Origin of the sequence: Bartonella senegalensis OS02 (assembly GCF_000312545.1) — a bacterium.
In the GTDB taxonomy this organism is placed as follows: Bacteria; Pseudomonadota; Alphaproteobacteria; order Rhizobiales; family Rhizobiaceae; genus Bartonella; species Bartonella senegalensis.
The window spans coordinates 274,364-298,552 of sequence record NZ_HE997540.1; the positions used below are offsets into that span (position 1 = coordinate 274,364).

Here is a 24,189-nt window from a genome sequence, read left to right on the forward strand (position 1 = left end):
AAGAAACTGTCTTCTTCACTTTTTGGTTTACAGTGTATGCATTTCTATCGGAATATTTTATCTCTGTGGAATTCTCTACAAATTTTCTTGATAAAAAAACCGATAAAAGGTGCTCCCTATAAAATTACAACCAATATTCCAAATATTTAGCATTATTCAGAATCAAGTAGTTCTACACCTTGTGGAGAACCTTCTTCTGAAAGTTGAATTCTTTCAACTTTAGCTTCTGCAGCTTTCAAAAGTTTCTCGCAATGTTTTTTAAGAGCTTCACCACGCTCATAAATATCTATTGATTGTTCTAAAGGTACATCCCCACGTTCCAAATTCTCAACAATCACTTCAAGCTGCTTTAGCGCTTGCTCAAAACTCAATGTCGTAACATCATCCGCCTTTTGTATCTCTTGTTTCATGCGATCCTCACAAGATATCTGTTCTGGAGATACGAATTCCAAAACCCTCTAAACCTACATAATGACGCTCTTTAGAAGCGTAAAGAATAACAGAACTAATCCCTAAATGTTTTAAGATTTGTGATCCTAAACCAATTTGACGCCATTCTTCTTCGCGTTCAATCGCTTGCGCATGGTTTTCTAAACCCTTCATTGCCAGTATCTGACTGCTAACAGCTGATTGTACACCAACAGATCCTTCACGCAAATAAACAAACACACCACGTTTTTCTTTTTCCATCATCCGCTGCGTAATCTCTAAAATATCTGAAGTTTGACCAAAAACATCATTCATAATATTTTCACGATGCAAACGCACAGGAATATCCTCACCATCACGGATATCACCAAAAATGATTGCAACATGTTGAACAGCCTCCCAAGGAAGTTGATAACTTTGAACAACAGCTGGTCCTACTGATGTTTCAATATGCATCTCTCCAACATGCTGGATCAACATTTCCTTACGTTGGCGATAAGCAATCAGATCTGCAACTGTTATGATATGCAATTGCTTCTCTTGTGCAAATCTTGTAACTTCCTCTCCATGTTTCACGCTGCCATCATCATTAACCAATTCACCAATAACGCCAACCGGTGGTAAACCAGCCAATCTGCATAAATCAACAGCTGCCTCTGTATGACCGGAACGCATGAGAACTCCCCCTTCATGCGCAATCAGAGGAAAGATATGTCCTGGACGGACGAAATCGCTTGCACCAGCATTTGAATTAGCAAGATTACGCACCGCTAATGCACGATCGTGTGCTGAAATCCCTGTCGTTGTTCCATGTTTAAAATCAACAGTCACAGTAAATTGGGTACGATGCGCTGAATTATTCTCTAACACCATAGGAGTAAGATTAAACCGTTGCGCTTCTTCTTTTGGCATCGGAGCACAAACAATACCGGTTGTATGGCGAATGATAAATGCCATCTTTTCTTCTGTGCAATGCACAGCAGCAACAGTCAAATCACCTTCGTTTTCACGGTCATCATCATCTGTAACCACCACAATTTCACCGCGTTCAAAAGCGCGAAGTGCAGCAACAATTTTTTTTTGATCATATGTCATTATTTACCTTTCGAAACACCCAACTTGTCCGCGATGCCTAAGATAATGATCCGCAAGGGCACAAGCAACCATTGCTTCACCAACAGGAACAGCACGAATCCCAACACATGGATCATGACGCCCTTTCGTTATAACATCTACATTATTGCCATCAATATCAATTGAACAACGAGGAATCAAAATCGAAGAAGTAGGCTTTACTGCAAAACGTGCAACTATTGGCTGTCCACTCGATATTCCACCTAAAATACCACCAGCATGATTGGATAAAAATAGCGGTTTTCCATCACTCCCCATCCGCATTTCATCTGCATTTTCTTCTCCCCTCAAGCGTGCTGCAGCAAAACCATCACCTATTTCAACACCCTTCACCGCATTAATCGACATCAGCAATGATGCGATATCTTGATCAAGTTTTGCGTAGATAGGTGCTCCTAAACCCGCTGGAACATTTTCTGCAACAATCTCGACAACAGCACCAACAGATGAACCCTCTTTACGAACTTTATCAATATAATCACTAAAAACCTGTACCATCTCTGCATCAGGCGTAAAAAAAGGATTGTTATCAACCTCTGACCAGCTCCAACGATTGCGATTAATCGTATGAGGACCAATTGCTATCACAGCTCCCCGTACAATCAAATCAGGAATAATTTTACGAGCAACAGCACCTGCTGCAACACGTGCTGCTGTCTCACGGGCTGAAGCACGTCCACCACCTCGAAAATCACGGATGCCATATTTAACATCATAGGTATAATCTGCATGCCCTGGACGATACTGATGAACTATTGCGCTATAGTCCTTAGAACGCTGATCCGTATTTCGAATCAAAAGGGAAATTGGTGTTCCTGTTGTCACCAATGTCATCCCATCATTCTGAATAATAACTCCTGAAAGGATTTCTACTTGATCCAACTCTTTGCGCTGTGTTGTATATTTGGATTGTCCTGGTTTACGTTTATCAAGATAAGATTGAATTTCCCAAAGAGTAAAAGCAATGCCAGGAGGACAGCCATCGATGACACAACCGAGAGCCTCACCATGACTTTCACCCCATGTTGTTACACGAAATAAATGACCAAATGTATTATGTGACATAAAAAATGACTCGTTTCTTTGTCAGAGATATGCAGCTAACGCATATATCGAACTTTGCACAAACAGCCCCCTTTTTAAAATACCCTTGGCCGTTTTGAATTCGGTTAAATCACCGCTGTTTCATAAAATTTTATTCTTTAACAACAGAAATATCTGGTGCATCAACAGCTTTCATACCTATGATGTTATAACCTGAATCTACATGATGCACTTCACCGGTAACAGAACGAGACAAATCTGAGAGCAAATAAAGAGCAGAATCACCTACCTCTTCAATTGTCACTGTACGACGTAAAGGAGCATTATATTCATTCCATTTTAAAATATAACGGAAATCACCAATACCAGAAGCAGCCAACGTTTTGATTGGACCAGCAGATATAGCATTCACACGAATATGTTTGGGACCTAAATCTACTGCAAGATATTTCACACTCGCTTCAAGAGCTGCTTTTGCTACTCCCATCACATTATAATTGGGAACAACCTTTTCTGCACCATAATAAGTTAGCGTTAAAATTGACCCGCCATCCGACATTAATTTTTCTGCCCGCTTTGTCAAAGCCGTTAAGGAATAAACAGAAATATTCATGGTCATCATAAAATTCGATTCGCTTATATCGACATAACGACCACTTAATTCCTCTTTATCAGAAAAACCGATAGCATGAACTAAAAAATCGAGCTTGCCCCATTTCTTCTCTATTGCGCTAAAGACTGCATCAATGGATGCACCATCAGACACATCACAATGACCACAAACAAAACCCTGTACTTCTTCAGCCAGAGGCTCAACACGCTTTTTCATTGCCTCACCTTGATAGGTAAAAGCAAGCTCTGCACCTGCGCTATTTGCCGCTTTAGCTATCCCCCAAGCGATAGAACGATTATTGGCTAATCCCAAAATTAAACCACGCTTGCCATATAATAAACCATTACCCTTAGCCATTAGCATTGCCCTGTTGCTACTTGAAATTAATAACTGTTTATTTGCCTATGACATAGGTTAACTTTTTCTTCAAGCAATTGCTTTAAAACCAAACAAATATATCTCGAAAATCATCATTTTTGCATTTGTAAAAACTGTTCTAATGCAGCATCTCCTCCTTCTGGCAACATGACACGAATATGCACATAAAGATCGTCTCTTTTGCCGTTTTTTAAACGAAGCCCTTTCTCTTTCAGCCGTAAAATACGGTCAGAACTCGACCAAGCAGGAATTGTTAAAACTACACGTCCCTCCAAAGTTTCAACTTCTTCTTTTGCTCCTAAAACAGCGTGCTTAAGAGGAACTGGTAAATCAAGATGGAGAGCCCTTCCTTCAACCCGCAAACGAGGATGTTTTTGAATGTGAATGGTTACCAATGCATCTCCTGTTTGTCCATAAGCAACCTCTTCTCCCTGACCTTTTAAACGAATAGTTTGCCCATCTTCAACATAGTCTGGAAGCTTAATTTTTAACTTTTTCCCATTAGGAAAAACAGCTTCCACTTTTTCTACACCAACCATCTGCTCTAATGTTACCGTAAGATTAGCACGAATATGAGCCCCCTGTTGAGGTCGATTATATTGCGCAGAATTTGAAAAGCTCCCTCCTCTGCCAAAAAGATCGCGAAAAATATCGCTCGGATCAAAACCTGCACTCCCTGAAGAACCAAAATCAAATCCCTTTGCTCCTCCTGAAAAAGGATTGTGTCTATTGCTAAAATTTTCACCAGCACCATAGGTTTGATAAAGTGGTTTTCCCTCCATATCAATTTCACCACGATCAAATTGCGCTTTTTTGTCTTGATTACCTATAATTTCATAAGCTTGATTAATTTCAGAAAACTTCTCTTTAGCCTTTGCATCATCCATATTGTGATCTGGATGATATTTTTTTGCTAATCTTCTGAATGCTGATTTAATTTCTTGCGGTTTTGCAGTACGGGACACACCGAGAATCGTATAGGGATCACGCATATTACCCTCTTTTCAATCTTTTCATTTTCAAAATATCAACTGATACGTTATTCAATATCCCTCACAGCTTCACCAAGCACTCCTCAAGAATAATATTTCTCTCTCTATATATGTCTACAAAGAAACTAAAATACCAGATAAAGTAGATATTTTTTTACTATAGCGCTTATATTCTATGCTAAAGAGAAAAAACAGCTTTTTAAGTTTCGATGATAAAATAAATTAATTCCTCAAAAGCCTCACACGTGCTCACTGACATCCGGAGATACTATGAGCAACACAGTACAAACAGATAATGACTTTATGCAAATGCAAAAACCTTTTGCACTCTTCGCAAAATGGCTTGAAGAAGCAACAGTAAGCGAAATCAATGATCCTAACGCTATGGCGTTAGCAACAGTTGATCCAACAGGTTTACCGAATGTTCGTATGGTTCTTCTTAAAGACTTCAGTCCCCAAGGTTTTGTCTTCTATACCAACTATGAAAGTACTAAAGGACAAGAAATTTTAAAATCAATGAAAGCATCCTTAGTTTTTCATTGGAAATCACTCCGCCGCCAGGTCAGAATTCGTGGAATTGTTGAAAAAGTTACTCCTCAGGAGGCAGATGCCTATTTTCAATCGCGACCACGTGGCAGCCGAATCGGTGCGTGGGCTTCTAAACAATCTCAACCATTAGAAAGCCGTTTTGTCCTCGAAAAAGCAATTGCGCAATATACTGCGCGTTACGCAGTAGGCAATATCCCACGCCCATCTTATTGGTCGGGTTTCCGTGTTAAGCCTCTTTCTATTGAATTTTGGTGCGACCGCCCATTCCGTTTACATGATCGCCTACTTTTTACACGCGATTCTATTGAATATGCCGATTGGCAAAAGCAAAAACTCTACCCTTAATCCTTCAAGCTTTTAAAAATAAACCCTTTGTTTTTCTTATAAAGAAACAAGTTTGTACCATTATTAGCCAGCTCAAAATGCTGCACCATCCCTTACTACTTGAAACGGTTCATTGAAAGCATTTTTATTCCTTTCTTAATCGTTTTTTATCCACATGCTCATCCTATTTGTGACATAAGTGATTTTCATTGATTCAACGTAAATTTGAAATGAGAGAGTCGTACGATATTAAGTTCTCTCATTCACGTTGCGAAATGATAAATTATCATTATTAATTAATATATTATCTAATTAAACGACTTATTTGCAAAAATATTAGAGTGAAATGTTGCTTTCAATTTAAATCAGAGAAATACATCCTTTAGGCAAAACTTATGTGAGAATAATCTTTTGCCAATTGTACAGCTTGAAGAGAGGTTACAACTATAAAGCTTATCCAAGTAAATGCTTTAGTTCAGCAAAACCAGATAAGGTAATTAGAAATAATCTGATTTAATTAAGAACATAGAGTTGTTAATTGCAACATCCTATCTCAAGCCTGTTTTAAACTTTTTTCTACAAATTGCGAAAATGTAACAAGATACTAATTTTACATGGAAAAGAATTTAAAGACTGAAATAAAAAATTTTAAAATCAAGAACAACACCCTTAGCTCTTCATTCCCTTCCTTTTCAGCATTAAAGAATATATGGATTTTATTCTCTTTTTCTGTCTAGCTAAATGTAGGATAAAGTATCCTTCCTATACCACCGCATATTAAACCGACAAAAATTACAAAACCAATAAACGAATTCGATTTGAAGAGCTTTAGACATTGCGAACCGTCATCTATATTAATAACTTTAATTTGAAGAAACATATGGATGCTTGCCACAAAAATCCCCAAAAAGCTTATAATGGGAACCTGCGCCAAATAAAACGCTAAACTGACGAACAGCAAAAAACCACTATACAAGTATACCAGAGCACGCTTGGTCCCTTTACCAAAAAGAAGAGCTGTAGAAAATACACCAACAGTAGCGTCATCTTCCTTATCTTGATGCGCGTAAATTGTATCATACCCGATTGTCCACAAGATTGATCCCACATACAATAAGATTGGTGCCCAACTCAAACGTCCACACACCACTGCCCATCCCATTAATGCGCCCCAATTAAATGCAATACCTAAAAAAAACTGCGGCCAATATGTTACGCGTTTCATAAAAGGATACAATGCAACTGCTACTAATGACGAGATACCTAAGAAAAAACTAAACCAATTAAATTGTGATAAAACGCCTAAACCAACCAAACATTGCACTAATATAAAAACTTTTGCTTGAAATCGACTCACATGACCTGTTGGTAATGGACGAGAACGTGTTCTCTCTACCTGAGAATCAATTTTGTAATCAATAAGATCGTTCCAAGTACATCCTGCACCCCGCATAGCTATAGAACCCAGAAAAAAAAGGAACAGATACCAAAACCAATTCGTTAACATTGGTAAAAGAGATACTCTCTGCATCTCATAAGAGAGAAAAGCCATCGTTGTTGACCAAAAACAAGGCCACATCAACAATTGCCATCCGATAGGCCGATCCCAACGTGCCAGTTGAGCATAAAACCACAAAGAGCAAGGAAGAAAATTGTAAACCCACTGCTTAGAGGAGGCATCCATAACCCTTCCCTGCTTCTCACAAGATTGAATATGTGCAACATTTTTATTTTTTTTCATCAAATGGCTTCACCTTTAGTCTTGCGATAGAAGCATTTCACTCTTATGACAAGAAAACTGATTTCATCATCTTCTGTGATAGGAGCAAGCAATGAACATTCTTCTTATCGGCTCAGGCGGACGGGAACATGCTTTAGCATGGAAAATAGCAGCATCTCCACTGCTCACGAAATTATATTGTGCTCCTGGAAATCCTGCAACCATAGAATTGGGTGAAAATATTGATTTGGACATTAATAATCACCCTCTCGTCATTGATTTTTGCAAAACACATTCTATTGACCTTGTGATTGTTGGACCAGAAGCTCCACTGGTTGCTGGAATAACAGATTCCCTTAATAATGCTAATATCTGTGTATTCGGACCTACTCAAAAAGCTGCTCAGTTAGAAGGTTCAAAAGCTTTTACAAAGGATTTATGCCGTAAAAATAACATTCCGACAGGAACTTACCAATGTTTTAATGATGCTGCAAAAGCAAAAGCCTACGTTCATCAACAAGGTGTTCCCATTGTCATTAAAGCTGATGGTTTAGCTGCTGGAAAAGGTGTTGTTGTTGCTATGACAATAGAAGAGGCATTTAACGCCGTTGATGCTTGCTTCAAAAGTGCTTTTGGTGATGCAGGACACAAAATCGTTGTAGAATCCTTTCTTGAAGGTGAAGAAGCAAGCTTCTTCTGTCTTTGTGATGGTAAAATTGCTATTCCCTTTGGATCTGCTCAAGATCACAAACGTGTCGGTGATGGTGATACTGGAGCCAATACCGGCGGCATGGGAGCGTATTCACCAGCTCCCATCATGACTAAAGAAATGGTGAATCGTACCCTCAAAGAAATTGTTGAACCGGTTTTACATAGCATGAATCAGATGGGATCTCCCTTTAAAGGTATTCTCTTCGTTGGACTGATGATAACGAAAAAAGGACCTGAACTCATTGAATTTAATGTACGATTCGGCGATCCAGAATGCCAAGTTTTAATGATGCGTTTACAAGATGATATTCTCCCGATTTTGCTTGCAGCAGCGCGGGGAAATCTTGAAAATACCTCTCTTCAATGGTCTGAAAAAACTGCGTTAACTGTTGTTATGGCGGCTGATGGTTATCCAGATTCTCCCCAAAAAGGAACTGTTATCCGCAACCTTGATAAGGTAAATGCTCTCCCTGATGTGAAAGTTTTTCAAGCCAGTACTCTATTGCGCAATGGAGAACTCATTGCCAATGGTGGACGTGTTTTAAATATAACAGCAATAGGAGAAACTATTCTGCAGGCGCAAAAACGCGCCTATGAAGCCGTCGATTGTATTGATTGGCCAGAAGGTTTTGTCCGCCGCGATATCGGATGGCGCGCTGTTGCGCGAGAAAAATCAACCCTTTGAACAATCTTTTTTGAGAATTCTATCATTTTATGGAAAAAGCACAGAGCATAAATTTGCTCCCTGTTCTGGGTGATTCATTATTTTAGAAAGAATATTGAATTTCCTCTTAAAAAAATTTGCTCATTACAAAATAGGTAAAATAAGAAGATTTTCTGAGTACGAAATAGTGATTGCAATCTTGTAAGTATCGTTACTACTGCTTTTCTTTCAGAATCGCTCTCTGATTACTTTTTACAAACACTCTTTTTCTTTCCTCTAAGCTTGAAAACAAGCATGATAGCCTCCCCTTGCCTTTATAGAGAGAAAAGTAAAGCTATGAATTTTTTTTACCTCAAAACCCCATGCAATGTTTGAATGATGCTACAAAAGCAAAGTCTAACTTTGTCGATAAGATGTTCCCATTGTCATGAAAACCAATAGCTTAACTGTTAGAAGAAAAGGTGTTGGTATTTTAACGATAATAGCAGAAGCATTTAACGCCACTAACACCTATAACACAGCGCTCTTTAGAATAAAACCCTCATCTCAATTCGACAAAAATACAGAATATAGCGAAACTCAAAGACTCTAGCGGCATAACAGCGCATAACATGCAAACATATTAATATGACTATAGTGCAACCCGATTCGCGATCATTAAACGCAAACCCAACGGATTGCGATAACGGAGCAAAAAGCGCTTTTGTTTAAAATGCAATGTCGTAGAAAAAAATCGACGTAAATCAGAACGATCTTTCACCACCATAAGACGATTATTGTCATCAATCATAAGCATCGGAAGACTATAAGTATCCGCCCATAATCGCCAATCTAGAAGAACATTATTCAAATCTCTAGAAACTAACAGCGGAATACAAGCTTCCTCATCTGCATGAAGCAGCTCTAATGCAACAGCCCTCTCTCCTGAAAGAGTTGTTACAGTACGTGCCGCAATTCCTTTGAAATGGTAAGATAGCACTAAACGTGATAGGCTTGAAGAAGTATCCGTTTTTAAAAAAACACCCCGCTCACTTAACAAACAAATCATTTGATTGCCCGTTTTCGCTGAAAAATACGTCGTTGTTTGTGGCAAATGGCACGGATCTAATCGAAATTCAAGCACCGCTTTTGCCTGATTAAAGCATTGATTAGCCATATAGAATGTCCCAATTTATCTTAACAATATACACCCTCTAACAGCTTTTCGTCATCGGATTATTAAAAGATTGAATAAAAAACAACTGGTTTCTTTTTTGGTTATTGAAATCTAAACAAAAATACATGACAAAATTCAACGCTCTTGAACTATAATATTTTTCCAGGGTTCATAATTCCTAAAGGATCAAGAGTTTTCTTAATCTTCTGCATAATATCTAATGCAACAGGTGATTTGAAAGTGCGAAGCTCCTCGCGCTTAAGCTGACCAATTCCATGCTCTGCAGAAAATGTGCCCTGATAGTGCATCACTAGACCATGAATGCGGTGATTCATTTGTGACCATAATTGCAAAAATGCTATAGTATCGGCTCCAACGGGCTGTGTAACATTATAATGCAGATTTCCATCACCCATGTGACCAAAACAAACCACCCGAGCACCTGGAGCAATCTCTTCAACAATAAGAGCCGCCTCAGCAATAAAATCAGGAATGGAAGCAAGAGGCACAGCAATGTCGTGCTTAATAGATCCTCCCGCTAATTTTTGTGCATATGATATACTTTCACGCAATTGCCAAAAAAAATCTTGTTGCTTTAATGATTGGGCAATAATTGCATCTTCTATTACAGTATCTTTTAAAGACTGCTCTAAAATGGTTCTTAACACCGACAGCGCCTCATTATCACCCTGTAATGATGAAACATTAAGTAATACATACCACTCATGCTCATGTTCAAAAAGATGCTTCTCGCACATCTTATACTCTAAAGCCATTTGCAAACTCAGTTTGCCCATAAGCTCAAAACCAGTTAACATCTCCCCCCCAAAGCATTGCGCAAGAGATAAAAACTCAAGAGCTTTAACTGGACTGTGTAAGCCGACAAAAGCAACAGCTTTTCCTTTGACCTTTGGAAAAAGCTTTAAAACGGCTGCTGTTATAACGCCTAACGTACCTTCCGCACCAATGAAAAGATTTTTCAAATCATAACCGCTATTGTCTTTCTTTACAAAACGCAAATCATCTAAAATACCGCCATCAGGTAAAACGACTTCTAAACCAAGACAAAGCTCACGCATATTGCCATAAGCTAAAACAGCTGTCCCTCCAGCATTAGAGGAAAGATTTCCCCCTATCTGGCATGAACCTTCTGAAGCCAAAGAAAGAGGGAAAAAACGCCCCGATTCATCTACTTTTTTCTGTAAAGTCTGTAAAATGACACCAGCCTCCACCACAGCAAAATTACCCTCAAGATTTATACATCTAATCTTGTTTAATCGTTCCATGGATAAAAGAACGCTGCACCCATTTTCATCTGGCTGTTGACCACCGACAAGACCTGTATTGCCACCCTGTGGTACAATTGGTGTACGTGTTTGACTAGCCAATTGCATAATTGATGAGACTTCCACTGTGGAAGATGGACGTAAAAGCAATGGTGTTTTTCCATGAAAAAGTCCACGCTCTTCACGCAAATAGGGTGCAATAAGAGCCTGATCTGTTATCGCGTGTGCAGCACCAACAATTTTTCTAAATCTTTCAATTAAATCCTGCTCCATTTTTATTTCCCCTTTGGAGCCGCTGCACGTATGAGACGATCATTAATAGCCTCACCCAATCCGTAAGACGGAATAGGTTCTACCGCAATAGATCTTACTTTAAGTGAATCTAATTGTCTCATATATCGAAACAAATGAGAAGCTGCCTCTTCCAACCATCCGCTTTCACTAAGATTTAAAACAGAAACGGCATTTTCAACCCCCATAATGCGTTTTCGACCAAATGCTAAAAGTGCTTCTCCATGTTCTACCTTGTGAACATTCAAACGAACCACAGCATTGGGCGCATAATGCGATTTTAACATACCTGGTGCCTCAATCGCAGCACATTGATCTATCCTTTTCAATGATTTTCCAGCAACTTCTTCAATTTCTTCAGCAGCAATCCCTCCAGGACGCAAAAGATAAATATTTTCATTACAAACCTTAATAATCGTTGATTCAAGCCCTATTTTAGAAAATCCTCCGTCAAGTATCAAAGGAACAGATTCTCCTAAGGATGCCAAAACAGCTTCAGCTGAAGTCGGACTAAGGAATCCTGATCGATTTGCACTAGGAGCAGCGAGAGGTCGACCAAAACGTTGTACAACTTCTGCAAAACAGCTATCTGGAAAACGAACAGCCAATGTATTGAGACCAGAAGTGGTTAAAGGATGGATATTATGCCGTGCCTTTAAAGGGAGAACGAATGTCAAAGGACCTGGCCAAAATACTTCCATTAAGCGACGTGAAAGAAAATCAATTTCAACATAGTGTTCCGCCATGAAAATACTGCTTACATGAGCAATAAGAGGGTTAAATTTCGGACGCTTCTTGGTAAAAAAAATAGAAGCGATAGTTTTCCCATTAGTTGCATCACCAGCCAATCCGTAGACAGTTTCTGTCGGGAGTGCTACTAATCTCCCCTGTTCAAGCAGCGCAACTGCTTCTTTTATCGAAGCATCATTGAGAGGTAGAATCGTCATGATATATTCTCTCTGTCGCGATTCTTAAGCGGTGCAAAACTATAACGATGTAATCCCACAACCGGTCCATATTTTTCAAGAGCGGTACGATGTGCGAGCGTTGCATAACCTACATGCTTTTCTAAACCATAACCTTTATAAACCTGCCCTGCGCATTCCATCATCTGATCACGCGTTACCTTGGCAATAATGGACGCTGCCGCAATTGAGACCGAACGCTGATCGCCTTTAATCAAAGCAGTTGCTGGACATGGTAGCTGAAAGGGAATATCGCGTCCATCAACCAGCGCATAGTGGGCTGGAACGGCTAATCCTCTAATACAGCGACGCATTGCTTCTAAGGTTGCTTTTCTAATATCAGATTGATCAATCGTACGGGCGCAAAGACTGGCTATTGAAACTGCTAAGGCACTTTGTAAAATTTTATGATAAAGCTCATCACGCCGCTGGGCAGAAAGTTTTTTCGAATCATTCAATCCATCTGGAATACGCTCTTTATCCAAAATAACTGCTGCTGTTACCACAGGTCCAGCCAGAGGTCCACGTCCAACTTCATCAACACCCGCTATATACAAGAAACCCTGTTTCTGCAAATTCAATTCACACGAAAAATTTGGTTTAAACGGCAAATTTAATATATGCGGTAAATTATCGATATTTTGAAACATGAAGTTATTTTTGCACCGCTATACGTTTTCCGCAAGTCCTGCAGAAGAAATAGCCCATAGAGTAAATCATTCTGCCTTCTCCACAAACAACAAAAAAACTTCATATATGAAATGTCTTATCAATATTTTCAATTTCTTTAAATATACCCCACAGCATCTTACATGCTACCGTATGAATTTGAAAAATATATACTCGGATAAAATGACACATCTGTGATAATACAATATTATCGCCTTTAAGCAATTTTTAAAGTTCTGTGATTACTTGCTAAACCAGAGGATAATTCAATATCGACTGGGAATCCTGTAAAAGAAGAAGCTTTTATCTAATCACAAGGTAATAGATTGAGAGTTTTCTGATTTATTGATGTGAAATTGCCATGCCCAATTCACATCCTCTTCATCTTGTCAAAGGAATCAAACAGCCATAGCAAAAATTTGCGTATTTGATTGAGCAACGCATTAGAAATATGGATAAATCCATAGAACGTAAAAGTTTTTTGACAACTAAAAAATAGGCTTGCCGAATTTACACTGTATCATACCTCTTAAACCAAGGTAAATTTATTGAAGGGTCGTATGGATTGTAAAGGAGTATGATACCATTGGCAGAACCTTGCTAAAAGTCATAAAAAGACAGAGAGAATTCATTTTGATGAAATTTTTCAATACCGTAGAAAAATTCTATACCAAGCAATCAAAAAACGCATATCATAGCCGATGTTGAACAACGCAAAAAATACCATCAACTGCTCAAAATTTTCTGAAAATATTCAAAGATCTTTTTAAGTGGGCAATTGAATAAAAATAATCTAGCTTTAGCGAATAAAAGCCCCCTCTCCCCAAAAGAGTGATTTGCTATTTGGACAAAAGAAGATGTTAAGAACATAGTTTCATAAATGGCATGATAGCTGTGAACACCTCTTGATTGATATTCTTTTTTACATGAGTTTACGTTGTGGAGATGCTGTTCGTATTGGTTGAAAAAATGGCAAAGATAATATTTCTCTTAAGACAGAGAAAAAAATTCTAAACAGATTATTTTACGTCCAATTTTGTCTGAACTAGTGGAAAGCCTGTAAGTTGGTTCCATCCGTGATGAAAAATTCCTTTTTGGTGAAAAAGGTAAGAAACTAGCTAAAGAAAGCTTCAGGACTTTAGTTTAAAAGCATGCAACCAAGCAGGTATCAAAAATCACCAATCGTAAAAAAATGAGCAGCGATACGCATAGCAAACTTATATGCAACGCTATCACAACTGAAAGCACTTTTGAGATTGAGAGAGGCTATTCTAACATCTCCTTCATATTTATACACAAAGCACAGATCGTAAAAAAAACTTGCTCTTTAATTGAGCAAAAAACCCTCCAAAAGTTAGAAATAAAGATAAAAAAATGAATAGAATCAATATTCTTCTTGCAACTGCTATAACCTATTGATTGTATCGCTCTCTATTCTCTCGCTAGGATCATAACACCATTGCTTTTTACAAATCGTGATGTTCTCCATTACCTTATCTTTACTTTTAAATCTTAGCTTAACATCAAAAACTAGGGTTTTGCTAAAGTTACAATAGGTCTAACAAACCAATCTGGATACATCGCTTTGATAAAAAGAGCAGCCTGTTGCGCTGTTTGCTTATCTTTAAAAATACCAAAACAAGTTGCGCCAGTCCCAGACATGCGAGAAAAAAGAGCTCCACTCTCATCTAATGCCCATAAAACTTCAGATAGTCGCGGTGCAATTTTTAAAGCAGGAACAAAAAGATCGTTACGTGTTTCCCGTAAGGCTTCAACCAATGAATCAACAGTCTTGAGAGCTGCCAAATCAATTTTTAAGGGGGGATGATCATGCTTCTCCAAAGCCTTAAAAACAGCTTGCGTCGCAATCTGTTGACCATGATTAACTAAAACCATTGCAACAGAACACGCCTCTTTTAGCCGTGTTATATCTTGCCCAATTTCTTTAACAAAAAGTGGCTGCTGATATTCCAATGCAAAAAGACACATCGGAACATCAGCACCAAGCACTAAGCTCATTTGCGCTAATTCTTCACAAGAGCAACCAAGAGCCCATCGCTGACGCAACAGACTTAAAACACCAGCCGCATTGCCCGAACCGCCACCAATCCCTGAAGCAACCGGCAGTAATTTAATAAGTCGAAAAAAAGCGGGTTGAGCACATTCAGGAAAGGTGTTACACATAAAATTATGCGCACGAACAACCAAATTCTCTGCATTAGAAACAAGTCCATCTGCAAATGGACCTGTCAAAACAAAGCGATTACTCTCAAAAGGGGTATAGCTTAAACAATCACCACTGAGACTAAAATAAACCAAACTTTCTATTAAATGATAGCCATCAGGCCGTTGCCCTACAACATGCAAAGCTAAGTTCAATTTAATAGGGGTAAATACATAAGAAAACCCTTGGAATAAAGCCTGTCCATCTCTTATATCATTTGACATAATATTGATCAGTGCGGGGATCTTTTACCAGTGTTCCCCTTATGTCAACTTGTGATTTAAACTGTGCACGGTAAACGTGACACCATACCCTTTGTAATCTTTTCCTTAACACACAATAAGTATAAAGAGCTATAATACAAACCAAACTTACTGCTATCATTCGTATCATTTTAAATCTCTTCTTTTCTAACAAGTGTTTTCAGGCAAAATCATCAACCAAACTTAACCAATATGAAATCACTCCTCATCATTATAAGCTATAATGCTTCATTATAAACCATAATGTTGCCAAAGTGCTCGCTCTTGCGCTACCGTCACCGCACTATCAATTGCTGTATGGACCGCATAAGCTGTAACTCCTGCAGGAGCTTTAGGTCCAAAAAGACTTTTTGGAGGCGTAATTAATCGCAGTTTTGCATCATCCCCAAACCGCTCCTTAATAACAGAGCGCACATCATTCAATCCATCAATAAGGCCGAGCTCAACCCCTTTCTTTCCGCTCCAAAACATTCCTGTAAAAATATTTGGATCATTAGATAACTTCTCTGCACGCCGCTCTTTCACCAAATCAATAAAAGTTTGGTGTACTTCGAGTTGCAGAGATTTCAAATGGTCAATATCCGCCTTTTTCTCCGGCTGAAATGGATCCAATGTAACCTTATTTTTTCCTGCTGTATAGACACGACGCTCGACTCCTATTTTCTTCAAAAGCTCAGGAAAACCAAAAGAAGTTGTAACAACACCAATGGAGCCAACAATCGAAGAAGGATCAGCAAAAATTTCATCTCCAGCACAAGCAATCATATAGCCACCCGATGCTGCTATATCTTCAATAAAGATAAGAACCTGTTTCTTCTTTTCCTCTGCCAAATCACGAATACGTTTGAAGATCAAACGTGATTGCACAGGGGAACCACCAGGAGAATTGATAATAAGTGCAACAGCTGGTGCTTTTTTGTAAGCAAAAGCCTTGTCCAAAAGATTTGCACACCTCCCTAATGAAAGGCTCCGCGTTATCGATGAATTTGAATCAATAATCGCACCATGAAGACGTACCACAGGAATTTCAGTTTTACTGGAACAAAAACGATGTGGAATACAATTTTTGATAAACTTAACCAAAGTAAAATTTCCTTATAAGTTCTTAAGCATTAAATAAGCAGGGACAACAGAAAGGAAGGACCTTACAACACCCGAAAATACCAATCAAACCCCACATTGCAACCAAAAATAAAACTTCACCCAAAATTGAAGTCTCCTGAAAAAATAAAATCTTTGTTCGAATTTAAAGAATAAATTGGAAAACACAAGATATCATTTTAAAAGTTCCCAAAAACTTATACGACCATTATTAATTGCATCAATTTCTGGTGAAAAAGCATGACTATCCCCTGCATGTATAACCAGTGGCGGCAATAGAGATAACGCCGCTCTACTGCCTCGTCTTGCATAAAACAAAACACGAATTGCGGCTTTTGTGGTACGTGCATGAATAGGAATTACACAAATATTGCCAAAACGTCCCTCTAGGGCACACAAGATATCAGTCAATGATTGCGGACGTGCAATTAATCCCAAATATCCACCCGGCTTAACAATTGCCGCTGCACTGCGCAACCAATCATCAAACATTGATTCAGGCATAACATGTGCCTCAAACTTCTGTTCATCAGGCGTATTGCGATCAGCAGGATTATTAAAAGGTGGATTCATAATTGCAAAATCAAAAGTATTATCCCTTAGTCCTGCTTCCAAACGAAACCTCCCTTTGAAGGTGATATCTGCTTTTAACAAGCAAACGCGCTTAGAAAGGCTTTCATTTTGTTTTAACAGAAGTGTTTTTTGAGCGTAAGAGACCATAAAAGCTGAACGTTCAACCAATGTAACATGAGCCTCCAAACAACGCGAAGCCACTGCCAATCCTGCAGCACCAGCACCAGCACCCAAATCAACAACTTTACCCTTGAAATTATTGGGCACCAAACTCGCCAATAACATAGCGTCCATACCAGAACGGTGACCACGTAAACGTGGTTGAACCAAATAAAACTTTCCACGATGAAACGCATCTATTGTTTCATCGCTATAATCCTGTGTTTTATTCATCTAAAATCCCAATATTTACCCTCATAATCCATACTCTTATCTGCCAAATCTTGTTACAATAAAAATGCTTTAAATTTCTCCCATAATTTCATAAAAACACGATGCCCCCCCCCAAGCATAAAAAATTTTTCCTTGCGGATATTACTCAAAGATTGCATTTTCAAACACGCTATCAATGCTTGAGTCAAAGCAAAACCCCCTTTATGCTATGGATAGGATTCATATATGTTCATTACAATACTCTAGGAGTAAAAATATTGCCTGCTGCCGTAAAATCAAATCAGAGACAAAATAATCCAATTTCTCTCCAATCCCTCATTAATCTCACCAAAAATGATATGGAATGCGTAAACCAATGCATCCTTTCTATGGCAAAATCAGATGTTGAAATGATTCCTGAAATTTCCAATCATCTCATTTCATCAGGTGGAAAACGATTGCGTCCAATGATCACATTAGCTGCCGCTCGTATGTTTGATTATCAAAGTGATGGACATATAAAACTCGCAACAGCTGTTGAATTTATGCATACAGCAACCTTATTACATGATGACGTCATCGATGAAAGCAATTTACGACGGGGGAAATCTACTGCAAGAATGATTTGGGGCAATCAGGCAAGCATACTTGTTGGTGATTTCCTATTAGGACAAGCTTTTAAAATGATGGTCGATGTTGGTTCCATAGAAGCGCTCTCTGTCTTAGCAAATGCTGCTGCAATTATTGCCGAGGGAGAAGTTATGCAACTTTCTGCGACAAAAAATATAGAAACGAGCATTGCAGAGTATCTCACAATCATCAATGCAAAAACGGCTGCACTTTTTTCAGCTGCTGCTGAAGTTGGGCCCATTATTGCCGGTTATGGACATAAAGAGCGTCTTGCCTTGCGCGAATATGGAACATTTTTAGGGTTAGCTTTCCAATTGATTGATGATGCACTTGACTATGGTGGAACTACTAAATATTTGGGAAAAAATATCGGCGATGATTTTAGAGAAGGAAAAATCACCATGCCTGTTATTCTTGCCTATACCCGAAGCAACGCTGCGGAAAAAACCTTCTGGAAACAAGCACTTGAAAATGACAATAGCAATGATGAAACCTTCGCACATGCACAACACTTAATAGAAAAATATGATAGTCTTACAGACACAATAAAATACGCGCGCAGCTATGGACAACATGCAATCAATGCTCTTGCTATAATAAATGAAAGCCCCTTTCATAAGGCATTAGTTGAAACTGTTGACTTTTGTATTGCACGTGTAAACTGATTATTTGTAATAATCACAATATTTTTCAATAAAGTAACCGGATATGGTTTATAAGGACAGTCTATTGATTATCTTAAGAAGGGTTAGCTTTATGCGCAGTGTAACAGTATCCGGCTTTTTTACTCTCATTATCACCGGTATTATACTGATACCATCCCACGGCTATAGTAAAATTGATACCACTCTCAATACAAGCTCATTTATAGGTGCTTATCTGGCTGGGAGAGTCGCAAATCACGAAAACAAAACTGATCTTGCCATCAATTATTTTAAAAAGGCTCTCAGTTATAAACCTGAAAATATTGAAACACAAATAGAGATGCTCGAAGCAATGCTCTTTTCAGGTGCTTTTAAAGAAGCTGCTCAACAAGCCCAAAAATTGAAGGAGCGAGGTATTATGAATCCCTTTGTTTCCTTGACGTTATCGATCAAAGATCTCATCAAAAAAGACTACAATAAGGCTAAGTCTCTTCTGCAACTCAAAACACCTCCCGCTAGCAACAATCCAATACCTGAATTAATCAGTGCTTGGGCTACATTCGGGTCTGGGCAAAAATCTCAAGCCATTGCTGACCTTCAAAAAATTCAAGGACCCGCTTGGTATAAGCTTTTTATAAACTATCATCTTGCACTCATGTGCGATCTCGCAGGACACAAGCAAGACGCACAAACATATTTCACTCAAGCGCTCAAAAACCAACAATCCCCTCTTATAGCCCCTAATACCTATGAACGTATTATCATAGCCTATGCTTCCTTCCAATTGCGTTCTAAAATGCGCACTCAAGCTATTGAGACACTCAAACACGGCGAACAGGTGCTATCAGGTCGAGAAATACTTAAAAACATTCGAAAAAAAGTTGAAAAAGGTGTTCCTTTAGAAAGATTCATTAAAACACCTCAACAAGGAGCTGGCGAGGTCTTGTATAATTTTGGAACAGCCCTCAACCATAAAAACTCGCAAAGAATTGCACGTATTTTTACACAATTATCTCTAGTTTTGTCGCCTAAAAATGATGCAACAATGTTTCACCTGGCAAATATCTCTGCAAAAGTGAATGACCTCAGTCAAGCCGTTAAACTTTACCGCTCTCTACCACAAAGCTCACCTTACTATAGAATTGGACAGTTACAGCTCGCCTTCATTCTTGCAAATAACGATAATTACAGTGAAGCTATCAAATTGCTCACTTCCTTAAAGAAAAAATTTCCCAATGATCATCACATTTTGATAACAATCGCTGCGCTTTATATGCAAGATCATAAATTTAGTGAAGCTGCCAAAACTTTGGATCATGCTATTGCACAGATAAAAAATTTTCAACAAGATGATTGGAAGCTTTTTTATCAGCGCGGAATCGCCTTTGAACGTTTAGAGCAATGGCCAAAAGCGGAAAGTGATTTACGAAAAGCACTTGATTTTTTTCCCAACCAACCGCAAGTTCTTAATTATCTAGGCTATTCACTTGTTGAGCGTGGTGAAAAACTTGAAGAATCACTTCATATGCTGCAAAAAGCTTCTGCCTTACAGCCTCAAAATAGTCATATCCTTGATTCTCTAGGGTGGGCTTACTACAAGCTTAAGCAATATAATCAAGCTGTTCAAATATTGGAAAATGCTGTCAGGTTACAACCTGAAGATCCAACATTGAATGATCATTTGGGCGATGCCTATTGGCAAGTTGGACGCAAACGCGAAGCAATATTTCAATGGAATCACGCAATCGATGGGGAGCCAAAAAATGCCAAGGAAATTCAAGAAAAATTGAAATTTGGATTGCAATAAATGATGTTGCTTGACCATAACCACATGAAACAATAGACAGTCATGGGGCTGAAATTTCTTTGGTCGCTATCTGTTGATAAAACATTAAAGAGTATAGAGCGTGAAACTGCCTGAATATCTCAATCCTACACATTCTTTTCAAGGACTTATTTTAACTTTGCAAAATTATTGGGCCCAGTATGGATGTGCAATTTTACAACCCTACGATATGGAAGTTGGAGCTGGAACTTTTCATCCAGCAACAACACTTCGCTCACTGGGACCACGTCCTTGGAAAGTGGCATACGTCCAACCCTCTCGACGCCCTACAGATGGGCGATACGGTAAAAATCCAAATCGTTTACAGCACTATTATCAATTCCAAGTGCTTCTCAAACCCTCTCCTCCCAACTTACAAGATCTTTATATCAAATCGCTACAAGCTATCGGTCTTGATACAAAACTTCACGATATTCGTTTTGTTGAAGACGATTGGGAAAGCCCAACACTGGGAGCTTGGGGACTTGGATGGGAATGCTGGTGCGATGGAATGGAAATTTCTCAATTCACTTATTTTCAGCAGGTTTGTGGCATTGAATGCGCTCCTGTTTCAGGAGAAATTACCTACGGACTAGAACGTCTAGCAATGTATATCCAAGGTGTTAATAACGTCTATGATCTTAATTTTAATGGTTTAGATGGAGAAAACCAAATAAGTTATAGAGATGTTTTTTTACAAGCAGAGCAGGAATATTCATACTATAATTTCGAATTTGCTGATACCAAATTGCTCCATCAGCATTTTATTGATGCAGAACGCGAATGTATCGCACTTCTTGAAGCTGGAAAACCAAATAAAGAAAATGGTTCACACTTATGTGTTTTTCCAGCTTATGATCAATGTATTAAAGCGAGTCATATCTTTAATCTTTTACAAGCACGTGGCGTTATTTCTGTGACCGAACGACAAAGTTATATTCTGCGCGTTCGTGATCTTGCACGCCGCTGTGGGGAAGCCTTCTTATTTACTGAAGCTGGGCAAATATACACTAACGGAGAAAAGCCTCATGTCTGATCTTCTTCTTGAACTTTTCAGCGAAGAGATCCCTGCTCGTATGCAGCGCAAAGCTGCCGCAGACCTCAAAAAATCTGTTACAGATCAACTTGTGAATGCAGGCTTAACCTATAAAGCTGCCCATGAATATTGGACACCTAGGCGCCTGACATTAGACATACGCGGTCTTTCTATACGTTCAAAAGATACCCATGAAGAACGCAAAGGCCCCAGTACAAAATCTCCACAGCACGTAATTGATGGCTTTCTTCGTGCAACAGGATTAAGCGATATTTCTGAAGCCTATATTGCACATGATCATAAAAAGGGGGATTTTTATATCGCTAAAATCGTCAAAAAAGGGCGAAGTGCAGAAGAAATTATTGCCGATATTCTCCCCAATATTATTCGCAATTTTCCATGGCCTAAATCTATGCGTTGGGGCAAAGATTCAGAAAAAAATGGAGCTTTGAAGTGGATTCGATCTTTACAAAACATTATTTGCGTCTTCGGACCAGAAATTGGTGAAACGCATGTTATTCCCTTTACAATTGGTTCTCTTAAAAGCAATAATTTAACCTATGGTCATCGCTTCTTAAGTGACGGAAAACCTATCCAAGTTCGCCGCTTTGACGATTATATTACTCAACTTGAAATCCATAAAGTCATTCTGGATGCCGAAAGGCGAAAGAATATTATTTTAGCTGATGCGCAAAATCTTTGTTTTGCAAACGGTTTAGAACTGGTTCAAGATAATGCTCTCTTAGAAGAAGTTGCAGGACTCATTGAGTGGCCTGTTGTGCTTATGGGAAATTTTGATAAATCTTTCCTTGATATTCCTCCAGAAATTATTCGCTTAACCATTAGAGCCAATCAAAAATGTTTTGTAACCCGCAAACAAGGAGAAAAAATTAAACTCTCTCATCATTTTATTCTTGTTTCTAATATTCTTGCAAGTGATGAGGGCAAAGAAATTTCTAAAGGAAATAGTAAAGTTGTCTGCGCTCGTCTTTCTGATGCACTCTATTTTTGGCAAACAGACCAACATGATTTGCCAGATATTAAATATTTGCAATCCTCTGCTCAAAAACTTGATCTTGATCTAAATAAGCCTCTCGATCAGAGAATGGCTAGACTTGATCATTTAAATGTGACTTTTCATGCAAAATTAGGCACACAAGGTGCGAGAGTCGAGCGAATCTCCATCCTTGCACAAAAAATTGCACCTTTGATACACGCAGACCCTTTCTTAGCTAAACGTGCAGCAATACTTGCCAAAGCTGATTTACAAACAGAAGTTGTTGGAGAATTTCCCGAACTGCAAGGGATCATGGGGCGAAAATATGCTCTTCTTCAAGGAGAAGATCCTCGGGTAGCTGAAGCCATTGAAGACCATTATAAGCCGCAAGGACCAGCAGATCGTATTCCGCAAGAACCTGTTGCTATAACAGTTGCACTGGCAGATAAAATTGACATGCTTGTCGGTTTTTGGCTCATTCATGAAAAACCAACCGGTTCAAAAGATCCCTATGCATTAAGACGAGCAGCATTAGGAATTATCAGACTTGTGCTTTTGCGTGACTGGAAAATCAATCTTATGCCGCTGTTTAATCTGGCAGCCAATCTTTTCTTACAACAAAAAATTCAATGTGAAATATTTCAAAGAGAATCTACGCAATCGCAGAATATACTTTCAGAAAAAACAGAACATATTTTATCGGATTTGTTATTCTTTTTTCATGAACGTTTGAAAATCTATTTAAAAGAAGAAGGCGTTCGTTATGATGTTCTCGAAGCAGTCTTAAACAGAGATTCTGACGATCTTTTATTAGTTACGCGTCATGTCGAAGCACTTATCGCCTTTACTAATACAGATGATGGAAAGAGCTTTTTAACTGCTGTAAAACGTACCGCAAACATTCTTGACACTGAATCCCAAAAAGTCTCAATCATAGAGGATGAAATTAACCCTGAACTCTTTATTGAAACAGAAGAAAAGCAGCTTTATCAAGCAATCAATGATATAGAAAAAAAAGTTCATGACTCTATCAAAACAACAAATTTACCACACATACTCAATACACTAGCATCACTGGGCAAATTTGTTGATACATTTTTTGAAAAAGTATTGGTGAACGATAAAAATCCCCATGTTCGGATGAACCGTCTTGCTCTTCTCAAACGTATTCATACTCTCACACAAGAGGCTGCAAATTTCTCAAAACTTGTAGTCTAAGCTGACTTTCTGTGCCCCTTAAGATTTGAGAAAGAGAAAAGCGTGAAAGCATTGCATTCGTAAAAAATAGAAATGCTATAATAGGGGGAGAGCATGACATCAACTACAGGGGTTCACAGAAAATTTACGATTTATTGAAGCAAATCTTTTAGAGTTCATGTGAAACTTAGCAAATCTTACTCACCCTTTTTTAGGGAAACACCACATAACTCTCATAAATCTTGAAAAAAAAACCTCCTTTATCGAATGCTCCTTTAATAAACTCAAACACTTCAGATAGCTCCCTCCTCTCATGATTTACTAAAAAAGCTTCTTCTGTTATGGAATTCTTGCTCTACAGTTTCATTGCTCTTCTAGCTTAAAGAGTGAAGTGAAAAAAAA

The 24,189-nt window shown here is 38.5% G+C and carries 19 protein-coding genes; 6 read left to right on the forward strand and 13 right to left on the reverse strand.

Annotation, left to right across the window (positions count from 1 at the left end; genetic code table 11):
- Window positions 1–152 precede the first annotated feature (152 nt).
- The 5 genes from BN200_RS01155 to BN200_RS01175 all read right to left on the reverse strand — a co-directional run bounded on the left by BN200_RS01155 (window position 153) and on the right by BN200_RS01175 (window position 4,590).
- Window positions 153–410, reverse strand: coding sequence for an exodeoxyribonuclease VII small subunit (locus BN200_RS01155; RefSeq protein WP_019220569.1), 258 nt, complete (start codon window positions 408–410; stop codon window positions 153–155).
- 7 nt (window positions 411–417) lie between these two features.
- Window positions 418–1,524 carry a 3,4-dihydroxy-2-butanone-4-phosphate synthase gene (ribB, locus tag BN200_RS01160; RefSeq protein WP_019220570.1) on the reverse strand — a complete coding sequence of 369 codons (1,107 nt, stop codon included), beginning with the start codon at window positions 1,522–1,524 and terminating at the stop codon, window positions 418–420.
- Window positions 1,525–1,527: 3 nt separating this feature from the next.
- On the reverse strand, window positions 1,528–2,628 hold the full coding sequence (aroC, locus tag BN200_RS01165; protein ID WP_019220571.1) for a chorismate synthase: 1,101 nt from the start codon (window positions 2,626–2,628) through the stop codon (window positions 1,528–1,530).
- 130 nt (window positions 2,629–2,758) lie between these two features.
- Entirely contained in the window at window positions 2,759–3,577 is an 819-nt protein-coding gene (gene fabI / locus BN200_RS01170; protein ID WP_019220572.1) for an enoyl-ACP reductase FabI, read from the reverse strand.
- Window positions 3,578–3,690: 113 nt separating this feature from the next.
- Complete coding sequence (locus BN200_RS01175) at window positions 3,691–4,590, reverse strand: DnaJ C-terminal domain-containing protein (RefSeq protein ID WP_019220573.1); 900 nt, start codon at window positions 4,588–4,590, stop codon at window positions 3,691–3,693.
- Between the two features lie 270 nt (window positions 4,591–4,860).
- Between BN200_RS01175 and pdxH the strand changes: the two genes are divergently transcribed.
- A complete protein-coding gene (gene pdxH, locus BN200_RS01180) occupies window positions 4,861–5,484 on the forward strand; it encodes a pyridoxamine 5'-phosphate oxidase (RefSeq protein WP_019220574.1) in 624 nt (207 codons plus the stop codon).
- Window positions 5,485–6,196: 712 nt separating this feature from the next.
- Here the strand turns inward: pdxH and ubiA are convergent.
- Window positions 6,197–7,204 (reverse strand): 4-hydroxybenzoate octaprenyltransferase, encoded by a 1,008-nt coding sequence (ubiA, locus tag BN200_RS01185; protein WP_019220575.1) that lies wholly within the window; start codon window positions 7,202–7,204, stop codon window positions 6,197–6,199.
- A gap of 91 nt (window positions 7,205–7,295) precedes the next feature.
- Here ubiA and purD point away from each other — a divergent pair, with 91 nt between their 5' ends.
- Complete coding sequence (gene purD, locus BN200_RS01190) at window positions 7,296–8,579, forward strand: phosphoribosylamine--glycine ligase (RefSeq protein WP_019220577.1); 1,284 nt, start codon at window positions 7,296–7,298, stop codon at window positions 8,577–8,579.
- Between the two features lie 610 nt (window positions 8,580–9,189).
- On the opposite strand, the gene BN200_RS01195 is transcribed toward purD, so the two are convergent.
- The 7 genes from BN200_RS01195 to BN200_RS01225 form a co-directional block, all read right to left on the reverse strand.
- The gene (locus tag BN200_RS01195; protein WP_019220578.1) at window positions 9,190–9,714 is read right to left on the reverse strand and encodes a DUF6101 family protein; all 525 of its coding nucleotides are present in this window, start codon (window positions 9,712–9,714) and stop codon (window positions 9,190–9,192) included.
- 149 nt (window positions 9,715–9,863) lie between these two features.
- Window positions 9,864–11,273 (reverse strand): FAD-binding oxidoreductase, encoded by a 1,410-nt coding sequence (locus BN200_RS01200; protein ID WP_019220579.1) that lies wholly within the window; start codon window positions 11,271–11,273, stop codon window positions 9,864–9,866.
- Window positions 11,274–11,275: 2 nt separating this feature from the next.
- Window positions 11,276–12,238, reverse strand: a complete 963-nt coding sequence (locus BN200_RS01205; protein ID WP_019220580.1) for an L-threonylcarbamoyladenylate synthase — start codon at window positions 12,236–12,238, stop codon at window positions 11,276–11,278.
- Complete coding sequence (locus tag BN200_RS01210) at window positions 12,235–12,906, reverse strand: ribonuclease HII (protein ID WP_019220581.1); 672 nt, start codon at window positions 12,904–12,906, stop codon at window positions 12,235–12,237. The genes BN200_RS01205 and BN200_RS01210 overlap by 4 nt, the downstream gene beginning before the upstream one ends.
- A 1,549-nt stretch (window positions 12,907–14,455) precedes the next feature.
- Entirely contained in the window at window positions 14,456–15,373 is a 918-nt protein-coding gene (locus BN200_RS01215; protein ID WP_019220583.1) for a 4-(cytidine 5'-diphospho)-2-C-methyl-D-erythritol kinase, read from the reverse strand.
- Window positions 15,374–15,643: 270 nt separating this feature from the next.
- Window positions 15,644–16,495, reverse strand: coding sequence for a S49 family peptidase (locus tag BN200_RS01220; protein WP_019220584.1), 852 nt, complete (start codon window positions 16,493–16,495; stop codon window positions 15,644–15,646).
- A 192-nt stretch (window positions 16,496–16,687) separates the two neighbouring features.
- The gene (locus BN200_RS01225) at window positions 16,688–17,479 is read right to left on the reverse strand and encodes a tRNA1(Val) (adenine(37)-N6)-methyltransferase (RefSeq protein WP_019220585.1); all 792 of its coding nucleotides are present in this window, start codon (window positions 17,477–17,479) and stop codon (window positions 16,688–16,690) included.
- Window positions 17,480–17,682: 203 nt separating this feature from the next.
- On the opposite strand from BN200_RS01225, the gene BN200_RS01230 reads away from it, so the two are divergent.
- The 4 genes from BN200_RS01230 (at window position 17,683) to glyS (ending at window position 23,808) form a co-directional block, all read left to right on the forward strand.
- Window positions 17,683–18,753 carry a polyprenyl synthetase family protein gene (locus tag BN200_RS01230; RefSeq protein WP_081585524.1) on the forward strand — a complete coding sequence of 357 codons (1,071 nt, stop codon included), beginning with the start codon at window positions 17,683–17,685 and terminating at the stop codon, window positions 18,751–18,753.
- A 91-nt stretch (window positions 18,754–18,844) separates the two neighbouring features.
- Window positions 18,845–20,539, forward strand: a complete 1,695-nt coding sequence (locus BN200_RS01235) for a tetratricopeptide repeat protein (protein ID WP_019220588.1) — start codon at window positions 18,845–18,847, stop codon at window positions 20,537–20,539.
- 100 nt (window positions 20,540–20,639) lie between these two features.
- On the forward strand, window positions 20,640–21,593 hold the full coding sequence (locus BN200_RS01240) for a glycine--tRNA ligase subunit alpha (protein ID WP_019220589.1): 954 nt from the start codon (window positions 20,640–20,642) through the stop codon (window positions 21,591–21,593).
- Window positions 21,586–23,808, forward strand: coding sequence for a glycine--tRNA ligase subunit beta (gene glyS, locus BN200_RS01245; protein WP_019220590.1), 2,223 nt, complete (start codon window positions 21,586–21,588; stop codon window positions 23,806–23,808). Before BN200_RS01240 ends, glyS begins: the two co-directional genes overlap by 8 nt.
- The last annotated feature ends 381 nt before the right edge of the window (window positions 23,809–24,189 follow it).